The sequence below is a fragment of the Pseudomonas sp. A6 genome (assembly GCF_052367875.1).
GTDB classification, from domain to species: domain Bacteria; phylum Pseudomonadota; class Gammaproteobacteria; order Pseudomonadales; family Pseudomonadaceae; genus Pseudomonas; species Pseudomonas citronellolis.
The window spans coordinates 4990091-5005629 of sequence record NZ_CP198970.1 but is presented as its reverse complement, the minus strand read 5'-3'; the positions used below and the strand labels follow the sequence as shown (position 1 = coordinate 5005629).

Here is a 15539-nt window from a genome sequence, read left to right as displayed (position 1 = left end):
TCACGCGCCGCCCAGCCACGGGAAATTCCATGAGTTCCGCGCTTACCCTCCGTCAACTGACGAAAACCTACGGCAACGGTTTCCAGGCCCTCAAGGGCATCGATCTGGACGTCGCCGAGGGCGATTTCTTCGCTCTGCTCGGCCCCAACGGCGCCGGCAAGTCCACCACCATCGGCATCCTCTCGACCCTGGTGAACAAGACCAGCGGCACGGTCACGGTGTTCGGCCACGACCTCGACCGCGAGCCGCTGAAGGTCAAGCGCTGCCTGGGCGTGGTGCCCCAGGAGTTCAACTTCAACCAGTTCGAGAAGGTCTTCGACATCGTCGTGACCCAGGCCGGCTACTACGGCATCCCGGCGAAGATCGCCAAGGAGCGCGCCGAGAAGTACCTCAATCAGTTGGGCCTGTGGGACAAGCGCAACTCGGCCTCGCGCGAGCTTTCCGGCGGCATGAAGCGCCGGCTGATGATCGCCCGCGCGCTGATCCACGAGCCGCGCCTGCTGATCCTCGACGAGCCCACCGCCGGGGTGGACATCGAGCTGCGCCGCTCGATGTGGAACTTCCTCACCGAACTGAACCAGCAGGGCATCAGCATCATCCTCACCACCCACTACCTGGAGGAGGCCGAGCAGCTCTGCCGCAACATCGCGATCATCGACCACGGCACCATCGTCGAGAACACCAGCATGCGCAAGCTGCTGACCCAGCTGCACGTGGAGACCTTCGTGCTCGACCTCAAGGGCGCCGTGGCCCAGCTCCCGCAACTGCCCGGCTACCCGGCGCGGCTGCTGGACGACCACACCCTGGAGGTGCAGGTGGACAAGGCGGCCGGCATCAACGGCCTGTTCGCCGCGCTCAACGGGCAGGGCATCGAGGTGCTGAGCCTGCGCAACAAGACCAACCGTCTGGAGGAGCTGTTCGTGTCGCTGGTCGAGAAGAACCTGTCGAAGGTGGCGGTATGAGCGAGCTGCGCGCCAACTGGGTGGCCCTGAGCACCATCGTCTACCGTGAAGTCCGCCGCTTCACCCGCATCTGGCCGCAGACCCTGCTGCCCCCGGCGATCACCATGGTTCTGTACTTCGTCATCTTCGGCAACCTGATCGGCCGGCAGATCGGCGGCATGGGCGGCTTCAGCTACATGCAGTACATAGTGCCGGGGCTGATCATGATGTCGGTGATCACCAACGCCTACGGCAACGTGGTGTCGAGCTTCTTCGGCAGCAAGTTCCAGCGCTCCATCGAGGAGCTGCTGGTGTCGCCGGTGTCGCCGCACACCATCCTCCTCGGCTACACCGTGGGCGGCGTGTTGCGCGGGCTGGCGGTGGGCGTCATCGTCACGGCGCTGTCGCTGTTCTTCACCAAGCTGCAGGTGCACCACCTGGGCATCACCGTGCTGGTGGTGGTGCTGACGGCCACCATCTTCTCCATGGGCGGCTTCGTCAACGCGGTGTACGCGCGCAACTTCGACGACATCTCGATCATCCCGACCTTCGTGCTGACGCCGCTGACCTACCTGGGCGGGGTGTTCTACTCCATCCACATGCTGCCGGAGTTCTGGCAGACGGTATCGCTGGCCAACCCCATCCTGCATATGGTCAACGCCTTCCGCTACGGCATCCTCGGGGTATCGGACATCCAGATCGGTACGGCGCTGATCTTCATGCTGGCGGCGACAGTGATCCTGTACTTCTTCTGCATCCGCCTGCTGGTGAGCGGGCGGGGGATGCGGCAGTAACGGCGCGGTTTTGCGTTTGAACGAAGGCCCCGGTTTCGCGAGGAACCGGGGCCTTCTGTTTTTGTGGCGGTTCGCGAGCAAGCTCGCTCCTACACAGAGCAGTTGGTTCGCGGGCAAGCTGTGCGGCTTTTCGTAGGAGCGAGCTTGCTCGCGAACCAATGGTTCAGGATGACGCCGAACCATCTGTGCGCGCCGAGCAGCCCCATCGCGGGCAGGGCCCGCTCCTACAGTTCGCGGTGGGGCACGGCATTCCCTTGTAGGAGCGGATTCATCCGCGATTGCGCCGGCAGGGCCGGCGATGGGTATCGCTTCGCTCAACCCATCCTACGCAGAGCACCCCTACCGCACCCCATCAGAACGCCACCTTCACCCCCGCCTCGATGCCGCGCCCGGCCGCCGGCACGCTGTCGCGCAGGATCGAGCTGGCGTAGCGCACCGTCTGGTTGGTCAGGTTCTCGCCCTTGACGAAGGCCAGCCACTGGCTGCCGCCCATGTCGAACCTGTAGCCGACGCTGGCGCCCAGGGTGGTGTAGCCGTCGGTGGAGAGTTCCTCGTCCGGCACGCGGTGCTGCGAGGCGGCGTGTTCCACTTCCAGGCGCGCCTGCCACTGCTGCAGTTCCCAGATCAGCGCGCTGTTCAGGCGCAGCGGGGCGATGCGTGGCAGCGGCTCGCCGGTGTCGCGGTTCTTCGCCCGGGTGTAGTCGCCGGACAGTTCCAGGTCGAAGTTGCCGTAGGGGCTTTCCAGCAGGTGGATGCGGTCCTGCGCCTCGACGCCGTAGAACTCCGCGCGCACGCCGCTGTAGAGGTATTCCGGCAGGGCCTCGTCGCTGTCGGCGGCGACCACTTCGCCTTCCTCGTCGCGGTAGCGGCCGCTGGCGAGCAGGCCGATGTAGTTGGAGAAGCGGCTGTAGAACACGCCGACGCTGCCCTTGTGGATGCCATTGTCGAAGCGCAGGGCCAGGTCGGTGGACACCGCCTTTTCCTTGTCCGCATCGGCGTCGCCCACCTCGTAGGTGCCGGTGGCCGCGTGGGGGCCGTTGGCGTACAGCTCGTAGAAGGTCGGCGCGCGCTCGGTGTAGCTGAGGGTGGCGGCCAGCGCCCAGATCGGCGTCAACTGGTACACCGCGCCGGAGGACAGGCTGCCGGCGGTGAAGCTGCGGCTGCCGTCGTTCTCGGCGAAGCGCTCGTTGTCCTTGGCGTCGGGGTCGATGCGGCTGTGTTCGACGCGGCCGCCGAAGCTCAGCGCCAGGCGCTCGGTGGCTTGCCAGTTCTCCAGGAAGAACAGCGCCGCGCTGCCGGTTTCGGTGTGCGGCACGAAGGCCTCTTCGCCCAGGGCCGAGAAGCGGCTGTTGGCCACCTGCGCGCCGACCACGCCTTCGAGCGGGCCCAGCGGCTTGTGGCGGGCCTCGATGCGCGCCTCGTAGCCGTCGTTCTTGAAGGTGGTGCCGGTCTCGCCGTCCTCGATCTCCTTGTGCTGGTACTCGGTGTAGGCGGCGTCCAGCTTCACCGAGCTGAACGGGCCTTCCAGGTCGCGGATCTCCGAGGCGAAGGCGTAGCGGTCCTGCTGCATCTTCAGGCGCACGTCGTCCTCGGCGGGGGAGCCGTAGTTGCCGTCGTAGCCGCTGTAGGAAAGCCCGGCGTAGCCGTGGTCCCAGTGATAGCTGCCGCCGATGGCGCCGCTGTCCTGGCGGCCGTCGCTGTTCTCGACGCGGTGCTTGGAGTCGTCGCCGTCGATCGCTCGCTGGGCGCGGGAATGGGCGTAGCCGGGGATGCGCAGGTCGTTGAACTCGCGGGAGCCGGCGTCCAGGTGCAGGGCGAAGTTGCCGTCGCCGGCTTCCAGCGCGCCGGCGGCGCTGCGGGTGGTGTCGGCGCCGCCGTAGCGCAGCTCGCCGCGGCCGTGCACGCCGTCCACCGGTTCGCTGGGGATGCGGTTGTCGAAGCTGTTGACCACCCCGCCGATGGCGTTGCCGCCGTAGAGCAGGGCGGCCGGGCCGCGGACCACTTCGATGCGCTCGACCACGTTGGGGTCTTCCGGCACCGCGTGGTCGTAGGACAGCGACGAGGCGTCCAGCGCGCCCACGCCGTTGCGCAGCAGGCGGATGCGGTCGCCGTCCATGCCGCGGATGATCGGCCGGCTGGCGCCGGGGCCGAACCAAGTGGAGGACACCCCCGGCAGGCCGTCGAGGGTCTCGCCCAGGCTGCCTTTCTGGCGCAGCGTCAGCTCGTCGCCCTGCAGCACGCTGCTGGGCGCGGCGGGTTGCACCTCACCCAGCGGGTTGGCGGTGATCACCTGGGGCTGCAGCTCGGCGGGGCGGGTGTCGGCGAGCGCGGGAACGGCAAACAACGCGAGGGTCAGCGGCGCGAGTGGCCAGCGGGGCAGGGGGCGGGACGGGGACATCGGGGGCTCCTTGGTTTTTCGGGCAGAACGGGCCCCTCCCGTGGCGATCCGGGCTGCGCGAAGGCTCTAGGCAGGGGCTTGGCGGGCCGCTCGGTGGGGCGGTCTTGAGTTATGTTGTTATAACATAACATTCCCTGTGGTTTGAAAATCAAGTGCTTTCAGATCCGAAAGTGCTAGCCGCTGGCTGCGAAGGACGGGCGTCCTGGAGTTTTTCGCAAGAAGTCCAGAGCTTTTCGCAAGAATGCCGGGGCAGGGTGCCACTAGATTCCGCCAGTCGCCCGTCGGGGTTGCACCTTGAGTGCAACCGTTCGGCGATTCGGTGCAACAAGGGCTTTTCCTTGCGCTAGAATCCGCCGCCCGCGCGTGTCCCCGGACGTGCTCCGGGCAATGTGGCGACGGCTGCCCCGGGACTGGTGAGGGGGCGCCGAAGAATCAGCCGCCCGCGTGGTGCAACCGCGACGGGTGGCGACAGGGGTGGTAGCGGAGCTTGCGCAGGGCCGCTGCTGCCCCGCCGTGCCGAAGGGCACGGCAGGGGGACCGACGCCAACCGCGCCGGCCCCGACGAGCAAGGGCCCGGGCTACCCTCCGGGCCTGGATAAAAACAAGCTTCAGGGGAGCCCCCATGAGCGTCAACACGCCAACACTGGTCACGTTCGTGATCTACATCGCGGCCATGGTCCTGATCGGACTCGCCGCCTACCGTTCCACCAACAACTTCTCCGACTACATCCTCGGCGGCCGCAGCCTCGGCAGCTTCGTCACGGCCTTGTCGGCCGGCGCCTCGGACATGAGCGGCTGGTTGCTGATGGGCCTGCCGGGGGCGATCTACCTCTCCGGCATCTCCGAAAGCTGGATCGCCATCGGCCTGATCGTCGGCGCCTACCTGAACTGGCTGTTCGTCGCCGGCCGCCTGCGCGTGCACACCGAGCACAACGGCAACGCGCTGACGCTCCCCGACTACTTCACCAACCGCTTCGAGGACAACAGCCGCATCCTGCGCGTGCTCTCGGCGGTGGTGATCCTGGTGTTCTTCACCATCTACTGCGCCTCGGGCATCGTCGCCGGCGCCCGCCTGTTCGAAAGCACCTTCGGCATGTCCTACGAGACCGCGCTGTGGGCCGGCGCCGCCGCGACCATCGCCTACACCTTCGTCGGCGGCTTCCTGGCGGTGAGCTGGACCGACACCGTGCAGGCCTCGCTGATGATCTTCGCGCTGATCCTCACCCCGATCATCGTGCTGTTCGCCACCGGTGGCGTGGAGCCGACCTTCGCCGCCATCGAGCTGAAGGACGCGGCCAACTTCGACATGCTCAAGGGCGCTTCCTTCATCGGCGTGATCTCGCTGATGGCCTGGGGCCTGGGCTACTTCGGCCAGCCGCACATCCTGGCGCGCTTCATGGCCGCCGACTCGGTCAAGTCGATCCCGGCCGCGCGCCGCATCTCCATGACCTGGATGATCCTCTGCCTGGGCGGCGCCGTGGCCGTGGGCTTCTTCGGCATCGCCTACTTCCAGGCCAACCCGGAGCAGGCCGGCGCGGTCACCGAGAACCATGAGCGGGTGTTCATCGAGCTGGCGAAGATCCTGTTCAACCCGTGGATCGCCGGCGTGCTGCTGTCGGCCATCCTCGCCGCGGTGATGAGCACCCTGAGCTGCCAGCTGCTGGTGTGCTCCTCGGCGCTGACCGAGGACTTCTACAAGGCCTTCCTGCGCAAGAACGCCAGCCAGCTCGAGCTGGTCTGGGTCGGCCGTGCCATGGTGCTGCTGGTGGCGCTGATCGCCATCGCCCTGGCGGCCAACCCGGAAAACCGCGTGCTGGGCCTGGTGTCCTACGCCTGGGCCGGCTTCGGCGCCGCCTTCGGCCCGCTGGTGCTGTTCTCGGTGCTGTGGAAGCGCATGAACCGCAACGGCGCCCTGGCCGGCATGCTGGTCGGCGCGGTGACCGTGATCGTCTGGAAGCAGTTCGGTTGGCTCGGCCTGTACGAGATCATCCCCGGCTTCCTGTTCTCCAGCATCGCCATCGTGGCCTTCAGCCTGCTCGGCCCGGCCCCGTCCAAGGCCATGCAGCAGCGCTTCGATGAAGCCGAGGCGGAATACGGCGAGGCCCACCTGCCGGCCTCGGCTCCCGCCGCCGGCCGCTGATCCGCTGAGCTGTAGCCAAGGCCGCGGTCCCGCAAGGGGCCGCGGCCTTTTTCATTTGTGCCCGTTGCGCAGCGCCTCGGCATAGCGCCAGCAGGCGAACAGGCACAGCGCCAGGCCGGCCATGGCCAGGGCGCCGCCGACGTTGCCGATCTGCGCCAGGCCGATGCCGCCGACCACCCGGCTGCCCAGCAGTGCGCCGCCGCCGATGCCGACGTTGTATAGCCCGGAGAACATGGCCATGGCCACGTCGGTGGCGTCGTGGGCCAGTTGCAGCACCTTGGCCTGCAGGGCCAGGCCGAAGCAGAGGATGGCGGCGCCCCAGAACAGGCTCAGGCCGAGCAGCGCCAGGGGCTCGTGGGCCAGCGGCAGGAGCAGCAGCAGGCAACTGCCGAGCACGGCGATGGTCAGGCACGGGAAGCCGCGCGGGAAGCGCTCGCTGTAGCGGCTGAAGAGGATCGAGCCGAACAGCCCGGCGCCGCCGAACAGCAGGAGCAGCAGGGTGGTGCGCTGGCTGTCCAGCCTGGCCACCTCGCGGGCGAAGGGCTCGATGTAGCTGTAGGCGGTGAACTGCGCGGTGATCACCAGCACGGTGAGCACGTACAGCGCCACCAGCGCCGGGCGCCGCAGCAACAGCGGCAGGCTGCGCAGCGAGCCGGAGTTCTGGCTGGGCAGCAGCGGCAGCGCGCGGGCCAGCCAGAGCACCACCACCAGCGAGACGCCGGCGATGGCCAGGAAGGTCGCGCGCCAGCCCATGGCCTCGCCGAGCACGCGGCCCAGGGGAATGCCCAGGACCATCGCCAGGATGGTCCCGGTGGCCAGCAGGCCCAGGGCTTTCGCCTGCTGGCCCGGCGGCGCCACGCGCACCGCCAGGGATGCGGTGATCGACCAGAACACCGCATGGGCGAAGGCGATGCCGAAGCGGCTGAGCATCAGCGTGGTGAAGCTCCAGGCGACGCCGGAGAGCAGGTGGCTGCCGATGAACAGGCAGAAGATCGTCACCAGCAGGCGCCGCCGCTCCATGTTGCGCGTGGCCAGCATCAGCGGCAGCGAGGTGAGCGACACCACCCAGGCGTACAGGGTGAGCATCAGCCCGGCCTGTTCCGGGCGCATGTCGAAGCTGCGGCCGATGTCGCTGAGCAGGCCCACCGGGACGAACTCGGTGGTGTTGAAGATGAAGGCGGCGATGGCCAGGGCGATGACGTTCAGCCAACTGCCGGTGCGGGTGTCTTGCGCGGTGTGCATGGGAATCCTGAGTGAGGGTGGGGCTCAGGCCGAGTCCCCCGGCCACGCGTGATGCCCCGGCAGCGAAGGGCCGGGTGCGGGCGGGCGAAGAGGAGTCGTTGTTGGTATGGGGGCTGCGGCGGTCGCGGCGGCCATTCTACGCCGCGTGCCGGGCGCCTGTCTGCGCCTGGGCTGCGCGCCCGGCGGCTTGCTGCTAAGGTGCGCGCATTTCCCGTATCGACGAAGCCCGACACATGAGCGAAAGACCCAAGGATCCGCTGCATGGCATGACCCTGCAGACCATCCTCGAACGCCTGCTGGAGCAGTACGGCTGGGAAGGATTGGCCAAGCGCATCGACATCCGCTGCTTCAAGAGCGAGCCCAGCATCAAGTCCAGCCTGACCTTCCTGCGCCGCACGCCCTGGGCGCGGGAGCAGGTGGAGAAGCTCTACGTGCAGACGGTGCGTGGGAAAGGTTGAGCGGATAGTCCGGCCCCCCGGCGACCTGTAGGAGCGGGCCCTGCCCGCGATTTCGCGCGCAGGGCGCGCTCCTACAGGGGAATGGCGCGGGTGGCGTGGCGTAGGAGCGGATCTCATCCGCGAATCGCGCCGGGGCGTCCGGTTATCGCGGACAAGGTCCGCTCCGGGGGAGGAATACCGTGCCTCCCGGCAACCTGTAGGAGCGGGCCCTGCCCGCGATTCGCGCGCAGGGCGCGCTCCTACAGGGGAATGGCGTGGCGTAGGAGCGGATCTCATCCGCGAATCGCGCCGATACCTCCCGGCTATCGCGGACCATACCGGTGCACATGGCTTCTCGTAGGAGCGAGCTTGCTCGCGAACCGCATGGCACCGCGTCTGTTCGCGAGCAAGAACTAGGCGTCCCCCTCGATCCTACGAAGAGCACCCCGGCGCGGCCTGCAAGACTGTTGCTTGGAGCGATTATCCGTCGCCGAGCCTTGACCGCCGCTTTGTTCGGATACCGGCGCCACCTCAATTGGGCTTCGCCTGCGCCGGCAGCCAGAACTCGATCACCCCGGGCGAGGCCTGCAGGCTCGCCGCCAGCGGCAGGGCCACGGCTTTGTCGCTGAACTTGTGGGCCAGCCAGCGGGCGCATTCGCCGTCGCGGCGGGCGTGGTAGATGAAGGTCGGCCGCGGCCAGGGCAATGGCGGCGGCGAGCCGCGGCGGGCGGCGGCGCTGACCACGTTCTCGATGCCCGGGGTGCTGATCCCGCTGCCTTCCAGCAGCTTGAGGAAGTCCCGCGCCGGGCGCTGTTCGTCGGCCGAGTAGATCTGCGTGTAGAGCACCACCGGCCGCCTGCCTTCGCGCATGCAGGGGTTGGCCACCGGCTCTGCTGCGGGCGCGGGCGCGGCGTTGGCCGTGACGGCGGGCGGTGGCACCATCTCGGCGCTGACAGGCGGTGATGCCGGCGCCGCGGCTGGCGGTGGCGGAGGGGGCGGCGGGGCGCTGGCCAGCGCCGGGTTGTCTTCCGGCAGCGGGGTGAAGCCGAACCAGTATTGCTGCACCGGGCTGTTGGGGTGCGGGTCGCTGGTGAGCTGGCGCAGGTAATCGCAGTCGGCCGACTCGGCGCCGCTGGCGCAGGCCGTGCTGGCGCGCTCGAACAGGGTGCGCATGTCGCTGGCGAACTCCACCGACAGGCCGTTGCGGCTGGCGAAGTTCTCCAGGTGGCCGATGCGCGTGCGCAGGGCGTCGCTGACCTTGTTGCCCTTGGCGTAGAGGTCGGCGATGGCCTCCAGCTGGCTGGAGTACTTCGATTCGCTGTCGGCAATGCTGCCGCGGTACTGCTCCAGGCCCTGCCAGAGCGCCACCACCAGGCTGGCGGAGAGGCCCACGCCGAGGGTGGTGCGCACGTTCTGGGCGATGCGCTGGCGGCGGTTCGGGCCGTTGGCCGGGGCCGGCTGGCCGACCGCGGTGAGGGTCACGATGCTGGCCAGGTCGGTCCAGCCCGGCAGGCGCTGGAGGAAGTCGCGGCTGAGCACCGAACCCAGCGCCAGGCCCAGTTGGTGATAGGCCTCCCACTGGCTTTCGTCGAAGAACTGGTCGTCGGTGCCCTGCTGCGGGAAGGCCGGGTTGCGGTCGGCGTAGCCCACCAGGTCGAAGGGCAGCTCCAGCAGCGGCGAATCGCAGCGGTGCGGCTTGACCACCAGCAGGGTGCCGCGCCTGTGGCTGGCGTAGGTGATGCGCGCCAGCAGCAGGTATTCGCGGCCGCAATCCGGCGAGATGGATTCCGGGGTGCCGAACAGCAGGGCGCGGGCGTCGCCGGCGGAGACCCGCGCCAGGCTGTCCGGGTCGATGAACTCGATGTCGGCGTCGTAGTCGATCTTGGCCTTGCGCACCAGGTTCTCCAGGTCCTCGAACAGGTAGCGCGGGTCGGCGCCGCAGTCGCTGGCGATGATCAGGTCGACCTCGCGCTTGAGCAGGGCGTAGACGCCGCTGTTGTCGAAGTGGCCGCCGTCGGACAGGTACCAGAAGGGCGCGCGCAGGCCGGGGAACTGGGCGAGCATCTCGGCGCGGGTGGCCAGGTACTTGGCCAGGCGCGCGCGCCAGCCGGTCTCGGCGGCGCGCGTCGGGTTGGGCAGCCAGAAGCCCAGGCGCAGGCCGGTCATGAACACCAGCGCGGCCAGCCCGGCGCTGGTGCGCGAGCCCATGCCGGTGCTCAGCGCGGCGCCGGAGATGGTCGCCCATTGCGCCAGGCTGCTGCGCTCCATGCCCTGGGGCGGCCGCGGGCCGTGGGTGCCGGTCTCCACGCCCAGGGCGCTGACGGTCAGGGCGACGCCCTTGCGGTCGGCGTTGTAGCTGTGGGTGCGGTCGTCGAGGGTCTGGTTGATGCAGCAGTTGATCAGGTGCAGCGGCCCGCCGTAGGCGTGCGGCTGGTAGTCGGCCAGGGCCACGTCGTCGCCGGGCAGTATCTCCCGCAGCGACTCGATGCCTTCGATCAGCCGGCGCTCGGCCGGCACCAGCAGCGAGGCCGGGAAGCGCGCCTCGGGCCCGCCGTGGTTGGCCACCGCGACGTAGGTGCGGGCCAGGCGCGAGCGGTAGAAGTAGTGCAGCGAGGCGAGGTTCAGCTGGGTGAGGTTGGCGCCGCTGATGCCGATGTAGAAGCCCAGCGCGGCCAGCACCAGGGCCCAGTACAGCAGCGGCAGCCAGGGCTGCATGGCGGCGCCGGGGCTGAGCAGGTTGCCGCCCAGGTAGAGGAAGGCCTGCAGCAGCGTCAGCCAGGCCAGCAGCAGGAATGCCAGCAGGGCCAGGCCCAGCAGGTTGGCCAGCTGGCTGCCGTAGGCGCTCGGCAGGCCCTGCTGGCGCAGGCGCTCCAGCAGCGTCGGCAGCAGGGCGCGCAGCAGCACCACGGCAAGGCCCGTGGAGCCCAGCACGCTGGAGGAAATGAGGGTGAAGTTGCCGCTCTCGCGCAGGCGCACGACCAAGTGCCAGGTCGCCGCCTCGCAAACGCCCAGCAGCAACACCCCGGCGCCGCCCAGCAGCACCCAGCCCAGCCAGTGGGTCAGGCGCAGGCGCTGCTGTTCCGGCGGGCAGGCGCGCAGCGGCAGGCGCAGCAGCCAGCCCAGCGGGGCGATCAGCAGGGCGCCGACCAGAACGGCGTAGGCCAGCAGCCGCGGGCCCAGCTCGATGTCGCTCTGCAACTGCGGCCACAGGCCCTGCACCGCCAGGGCCAGCGCGGCGAGCAAGGCCAGCAGCACCGAGAGCAGGTCGCGCAAGGCGTGGTCCTGGCGGTCGCGGCTGAACCAGTAGGCCCAGCACAGCGCCCCGGCGGCCAGCAACAACAGCGGCACGGCGAGGAACCACAGCGACCAGAGGTTGCCGAGGAACACCGGCGGCGTGCCCAGCAGCGCCAGCAGCACGTGGGGCAGCACCGTGAACATGCCGATGCACAGCAGCAGGATGCCGATCTCCAGCTGGGTGGCCATGAAGCCACGGAGCATCGAGGCGCCGGCCATCAGCAGGTCGCGGCCGCCGGCCGGGGCCAGGTAGCGGCCGTTGTTGCGCAGCCACCAGAGCAGCAGCGAGTCGTCCGCCGCCAGGCCGTTCTCCACCTCGCGGGCGCCCTGGGCGGGGCCGTACAGGCGGCCGAGCATGGCGCCGACGTAGCCGCCGCCGGACACCGTGGATAGGTAGTCGAAGCGCTTGAGCACGTGGTTCTTCGCCAGCGCCCGCAGCAGGCCGAAGTTGAAGGTGGCGCTGCGCACGCCGCCGCCGGAGAGGGCCAGGCCCCAGCTGAAGTCGCTCGGCACGTCGATGCCGGCCTGGGCGCGGCGCTGGCGCAGCAACGCCTGTTCCTGGTCCCTGAGGTTTCCGTGGCGGCGCGGCATGGCGGTGCCCTCCGGCTCCGGACCCGCGCGGCAAGGGGCGCCGCGCCAGGTCATGCTGACGGCCGGCCGGACCTCCCGGCGCCGAACCCTTGGCGCCGTGCTTCCCTGGCCTTTCCCGGGTTCAGGCCGCGGCGGCGCGCGGCCTCATAGCCAGCTCACCCGCAGGGTGTCCTGGGGCGCGTGGCACTCGGTGCCCGGCTCCAGGTAGTGCTGCAGCATCGGCGCCATGCCCTTGAGCACCTGCACCGGCAGCGCCGAGGTGAACTTGAAATTGCTCGACGCGCTGCCGGCCACGTAGGCGGTGAGGGTGCCGAAGTGCCGCGGGCCGAGGTAGAACACGAAGGTCGCGGTGCGGTTCAGCGAGCGCGAGCTCTTCACCGCCCCGCTGCGGGTGAAGCTTTCGATGCGGTTGTCGCCGGTGCCGGTCTTGCCGCCCATCACCAGCGCGCTGCCGTCGTCGCGGCGGAAGCTGCCGGACAGGCGCCGCGCGGTGCCCTGGTCGACCACCTGGGACAGCGAGTCGCGCAGGGTGCTGGCCACCTCCGAGGTCATCACCCGGGCGCCGACGTTGGCCTGCGGCGCCAGGCTCACCTCGTAGGGCGTGCCGGCGGCGAAGTGCAGGCTGTCGATGCGCAGGGTGGGCAGGCGGATGCCGTCGTTGAGGATGATGCCCATCAGCTCGGCCAGCGCCGCCGGACGGTCGCCGGAGCTGCCCAGGGCGGTGGCCAGCGAGGGCACCAGGTGGTCGAACGGGTAGCCCAGCTGTTTCCACTGCTGGTGGATGTCGAGGAAGGCCTCCACCTCCAGCATGATGCGGATGCGCTTGTCGCGGGCAGCCTTGTAGCGCGACTTGTACAGCCAGCCGTAGACCTGCTTGCGCTCGGCGTTGCTGGCGGCCACCGCGTCGGCGAAGCTGGCCTGGGGCTGGCGTTGCAGGTAGCCCAGCAGCCACAGCTCCAGCGGGTGCACGCGGGCCACGTAGCCCTGGTCGTTGAGGTCGAAGGCGCCGGGGCCGTAGCGGGTGTAGAGGTCGGCGATGCGCTTGTCGGTGAGCTTCTCGCCGGTGTAGTGGCTCTGCTTCAGGCGGTCCTGGAGGAAGGCGGCGAAGGTCGCCTGGTCGGCCTGGGGCTGCAGGTAGCGGTGGATCGCCGCCAGGCGCACCGGCCACGGGCGCAGGCCGTCGAGGAAGGTGTCCAGGCGCTCGTCGGCGTTCTGCCCGCGGTACTTCTGCCAGAAGCGCAGCAGGTAGACGCGGCTCTCCTGGTCGACGAAGCGGTCCAGGTACAGCTGGCGGCGCGGGTCCTTGTCGTCCTGCAGCACGGTCAGCTTGTTGCCGTCCTTCTGGTACATGTCGTGGCGCACCAGGTCGCGCAGCAGGCGCACGAAGGGCAGGTTGATGGACTCGCGCAGGGCTTCGAGCAGGGTGGGGATGCGCCCGTTGTCCTCCCGGCGGAAGTTGGAGAAGGTGTGCACGCCGCCGCCGGTGAAGAAGCTCTCGTAGGGGCTGGCCGAGTACTTGCGCTGCATGGCCGCGGCGAGCATGGCCGAGAGGTCGGCGTTGGGGTTGGCGATCAGGTAGTCGATGGACCAGCGGCTGATGAAGTCCAGCGGCTCCACCGGCACCTTGCGCAGCTCGGCGGCGGGCTTGCCGTTGTAGGCGCGGTACTGGTCGGCGATGCGCTCCAGGTAGTTGGACAGCACCCGCAGCTTGGCGGTGGAACCCAGCTCCAGCTTGCTGCCCTCGTTGATGTCGAAGGGCTGGTCGGTGCTGTCGGTCTGCACGCGCACGCGGTTGCCGTCGGCGGTGCGTTCGAACAGCACGAAGCTGTAGCGCACGTCGGCGGTCTTGTCCTTGGACAGCAGGTGCTCGCCGAACAGGCCGATCTGCGCGGCGAAGTCCGCGTCGGCCAGTTGCTTGAGGTAGGTGCTGACCTTGTTCTGCAGCTCGTCCTGCAGGGTGGTGCTGAAGGTCAGGTCGAGGCGGTCCAGGTCATACAGCGGCACGTTGAGCATGCCCGCCAGGCGGGTGCGGGCCAGGCTCACGCCCTTGTTCGGCTCCAGCGGCTGCACCGTCGGCTGGTTCTGTGGGTCGCGGAACTCCAGGCGCTGGGCCAGCGCGGCATCGCGCAGCGGCGCCTCGATCACCCCGGCCTGGGCCAGCAGGCGCAGGTAGCTGTCGGTCAGCTCGCCCAGCGGCTTGCGCCCGCGCGCCAGGTAATAGGACGGGCGGCGGTGGGCGATCATCAGCGACACCACCTGGCGCAGCGCCCGGCCCTGGGCCTCGAGTTCGGCGTCCTGGCCGACGGGGGCGGAGAGCAGGCGGTTGACCTGCTGGTAGTCGGCGCCGTACCAGATCCACAGGCCGTCGGGCAGGCCGCTGACCTCGCCGTAGCCCGGCTGCGCCGAGAGCGGCACCGAGTTGAGGTAGGTGAGCACCACGTTGCGCCGCGCCGGCAGGTTCTCGGCGCCGCCCTGGTAGGCGCGCACGCTGGCCGAGGCCATCTGCCGCAGCTTGTCGCGGATGGAGTTGGTGCGGCCGTCCACCGAGTGGCGGTACTTCTCGATCTGCGTGGCCAGGGTGCTGCCGCCGGGGGCGTGGTTGCCCATGCCGACCAGGCGCCCGGCCTGGGCCACGGCGGCCTGGGTGAAGCGGCTCCAGTCGATGGCCGGGTTGAGGTAGGGGCGGCTGGCGTCGAGCAGGTCGCGGTTCTCGATGTACAGCAGGCTCTGCACGATCAGCGGGGCGATGGCGTCGTAGCTGGCGTAGAGCCGCTGCGGGTAGCGGAAGTTGTAGATCGGCAGGCCGCGGCAGTCGCTGATGTCGACGCCGGCCTGGGCCTTCTCGGCATAGGGCGGGAACATGCCGTAGCCGGCGTACTGCAGCAGGGCAGGGGAGAAGCGCGCCTGGTCGAGGGTGACGAAGTCGCGGTCGTGCAGGCGCTGCAGGAAGTCCGGCAGTTGCAGGTAGCCCAGGCGGCGGTCGAAGGGGCCGTCCTTCGGATAGACCACCTGGTCGCTGGAGCCGGCGCCGACCTGCCAGGTCAGCTCGCCGGCCAGGCGCGCCAGCTCGCGGGCCTGCAGCTTCGACGTATGCGCCTCGTAGAGCAGCGCCGCGCCCATCGCCGCCAGCAGTGGCAGGACGAACAGGAACAGCAGCAGGAAGCGGTGGTGGCTGGGTTTTTTCGGGGAAAAGCCAGGCTCCGGCACGCCCGGTTGAGAATGCAGTTGACCGGTATGCTCCGTATGCGCCATATCACGACCTGCCCATGCTTGCGAAAGCCTGAGTAAGTGGTCTCCGCCGACGTGACGACCGGCACCCATCCCGGTGCCGCGAAAGCCCCCGTGCCAGCGGCCTCCCCTTTCTTTGAGCGTAGTAGGCGGGGAAAATTCTGCTGAATGTCGTGCCTTCGTCCTACCCAAGCCGCGACAATGCCCGACGAGTGACCTGGAAAACGACCCGATGCGCCTGTTCCTGCTGTTCCTGCCGTTGATCGCCAGCCTGGCCGCCCAGGCCGCGCCCATGCCGTTCTACCTGTGGCAGAGCCGCGTGGACGGCCACCTGACCTGCAGCCAGACCTCGCCGGGGGAGGGCTGGGCACGGCTGTCCGGGCCGTTCAGCGATGCGGGGTGCCGGCAGCCGTTGAAGCGCGGGCCCTCGACCAAGGGGCTGGCGGTGCCGAAGGGGTTGTGAGGGGGCGGGTT

At 69.2% G+C, this 15539-nt stretch carries 9 protein-coding genes; 5 read left to right on the top strand and 4 right to left on the bottom strand.

Annotated features, from left to right (window positions below; all coding sequences use genetic code 11):
- Positions 1-29: 29 nt before the first annotated feature.
- Together ACTWJ5_RS21800 and ACTWJ5_RS21795 are read left to right on the top strand one after the other, a co-directional pair.
- A complete protein-coding gene (locus ACTWJ5_RS21800) occupies positions 30-962 on the top strand; it encodes an ABC transporter ATP-binding protein (protein WP_116423682.1) in 933 nt (310 codons plus the stop codon).
- Positions 959-1735: an ABC transporter permease gene (locus ACTWJ5_RS21795; RefSeq protein ID WP_444436541.1), complete on the top strand. Its 777-nt coding sequence runs from the start codon at positions 959-961 to the stop codon at positions 1733-1735. Before ACTWJ5_RS21800 ends, ACTWJ5_RS21795 begins: the two co-directional genes overlap by 4 nt.
- A 352-nt stretch (positions 1736-2087) precedes the next feature.
- Here ACTWJ5_RS21795 and ACTWJ5_RS21790 read toward each other — a convergent pair whose 3' ends face one another.
- On the bottom strand, positions 2088-4133 hold the full coding sequence (locus ACTWJ5_RS21790) for a TonB-dependent receptor (protein ID WP_444436540.1): 2046 nt from the start codon (positions 4131-4133) through the stop codon (positions 2088-2090).
- 622 nt (positions 4134-4755) lie between these two features.
- Between ACTWJ5_RS21790 and putP the strand changes: the two genes are divergently transcribed.
- Positions 4756-6273, top strand: a complete 1518-nt coding sequence (putP, locus tag ACTWJ5_RS21785) for a sodium/proline symporter PutP (RefSeq protein WP_074976863.1) — start codon at positions 4756-4758, stop codon at positions 6271-6273.
- A gap of 51 nt (positions 6274-6324) precedes the next feature.
- Here putP and ACTWJ5_RS21780 read toward each other — a convergent pair whose 3' ends face one another.
- Positions 6325-7515 carry a sugar transporter gene (locus tag ACTWJ5_RS21780; protein WP_074976860.1) on the bottom strand — a complete coding sequence of 397 codons (1191 nt, stop codon included), beginning with the start codon at positions 7513-7515 and terminating at the stop codon, positions 6325-6327.
- Between the two features lie 233 nt (positions 7516-7748).
- On the opposite strand from ACTWJ5_RS21780, the gene ACTWJ5_RS21775 reads away from it, so the two are divergent.
- The gene (locus ACTWJ5_RS21775) at positions 7749-7973 is read left to right on the top strand and encodes a VF530 family protein (protein ID WP_249917233.1); all 225 of its coding nucleotides are present in this window, start codon (positions 7749-7751) and stop codon (positions 7971-7973) included.
- Positions 7974-8483: 510 nt separating this feature from the next.
- On the opposite strand, the gene ACTWJ5_RS21770 is transcribed toward ACTWJ5_RS21775, so the two are convergent.
- Both ACTWJ5_RS21770 and ACTWJ5_RS21765 read right to left on the bottom strand, forming a co-directional pair.
- On the bottom strand, positions 8484-11837 hold the full coding sequence (locus ACTWJ5_RS21770) for a patatin-like phospholipase family protein (RefSeq protein WP_444436539.1): 3354 nt from the start codon (positions 11835-11837) through the stop codon (positions 8484-8486).
- Between the two features lie 144 nt (positions 11838-11981).
- Complete coding sequence (locus ACTWJ5_RS21765; RefSeq protein WP_444439636.1) at positions 11982-14993, bottom strand: transglycosylase domain-containing protein; 3012 nt, start codon at positions 14991-14993, stop codon at positions 11982-11984.
- A 304-nt stretch (positions 14994-15297) separates the two neighbouring features.
- Between ACTWJ5_RS21765 and ACTWJ5_RS21760 the strand changes: the two genes are divergently transcribed.
- On the top strand, positions 15298-15528 hold the full coding sequence (locus ACTWJ5_RS21760; RefSeq protein ID WP_074976857.1) for a hypothetical protein: 231 nt from the start codon (positions 15298-15300) through the stop codon (positions 15526-15528).
- Positions 15529-15539: the final 11 nt, after the last annotated feature.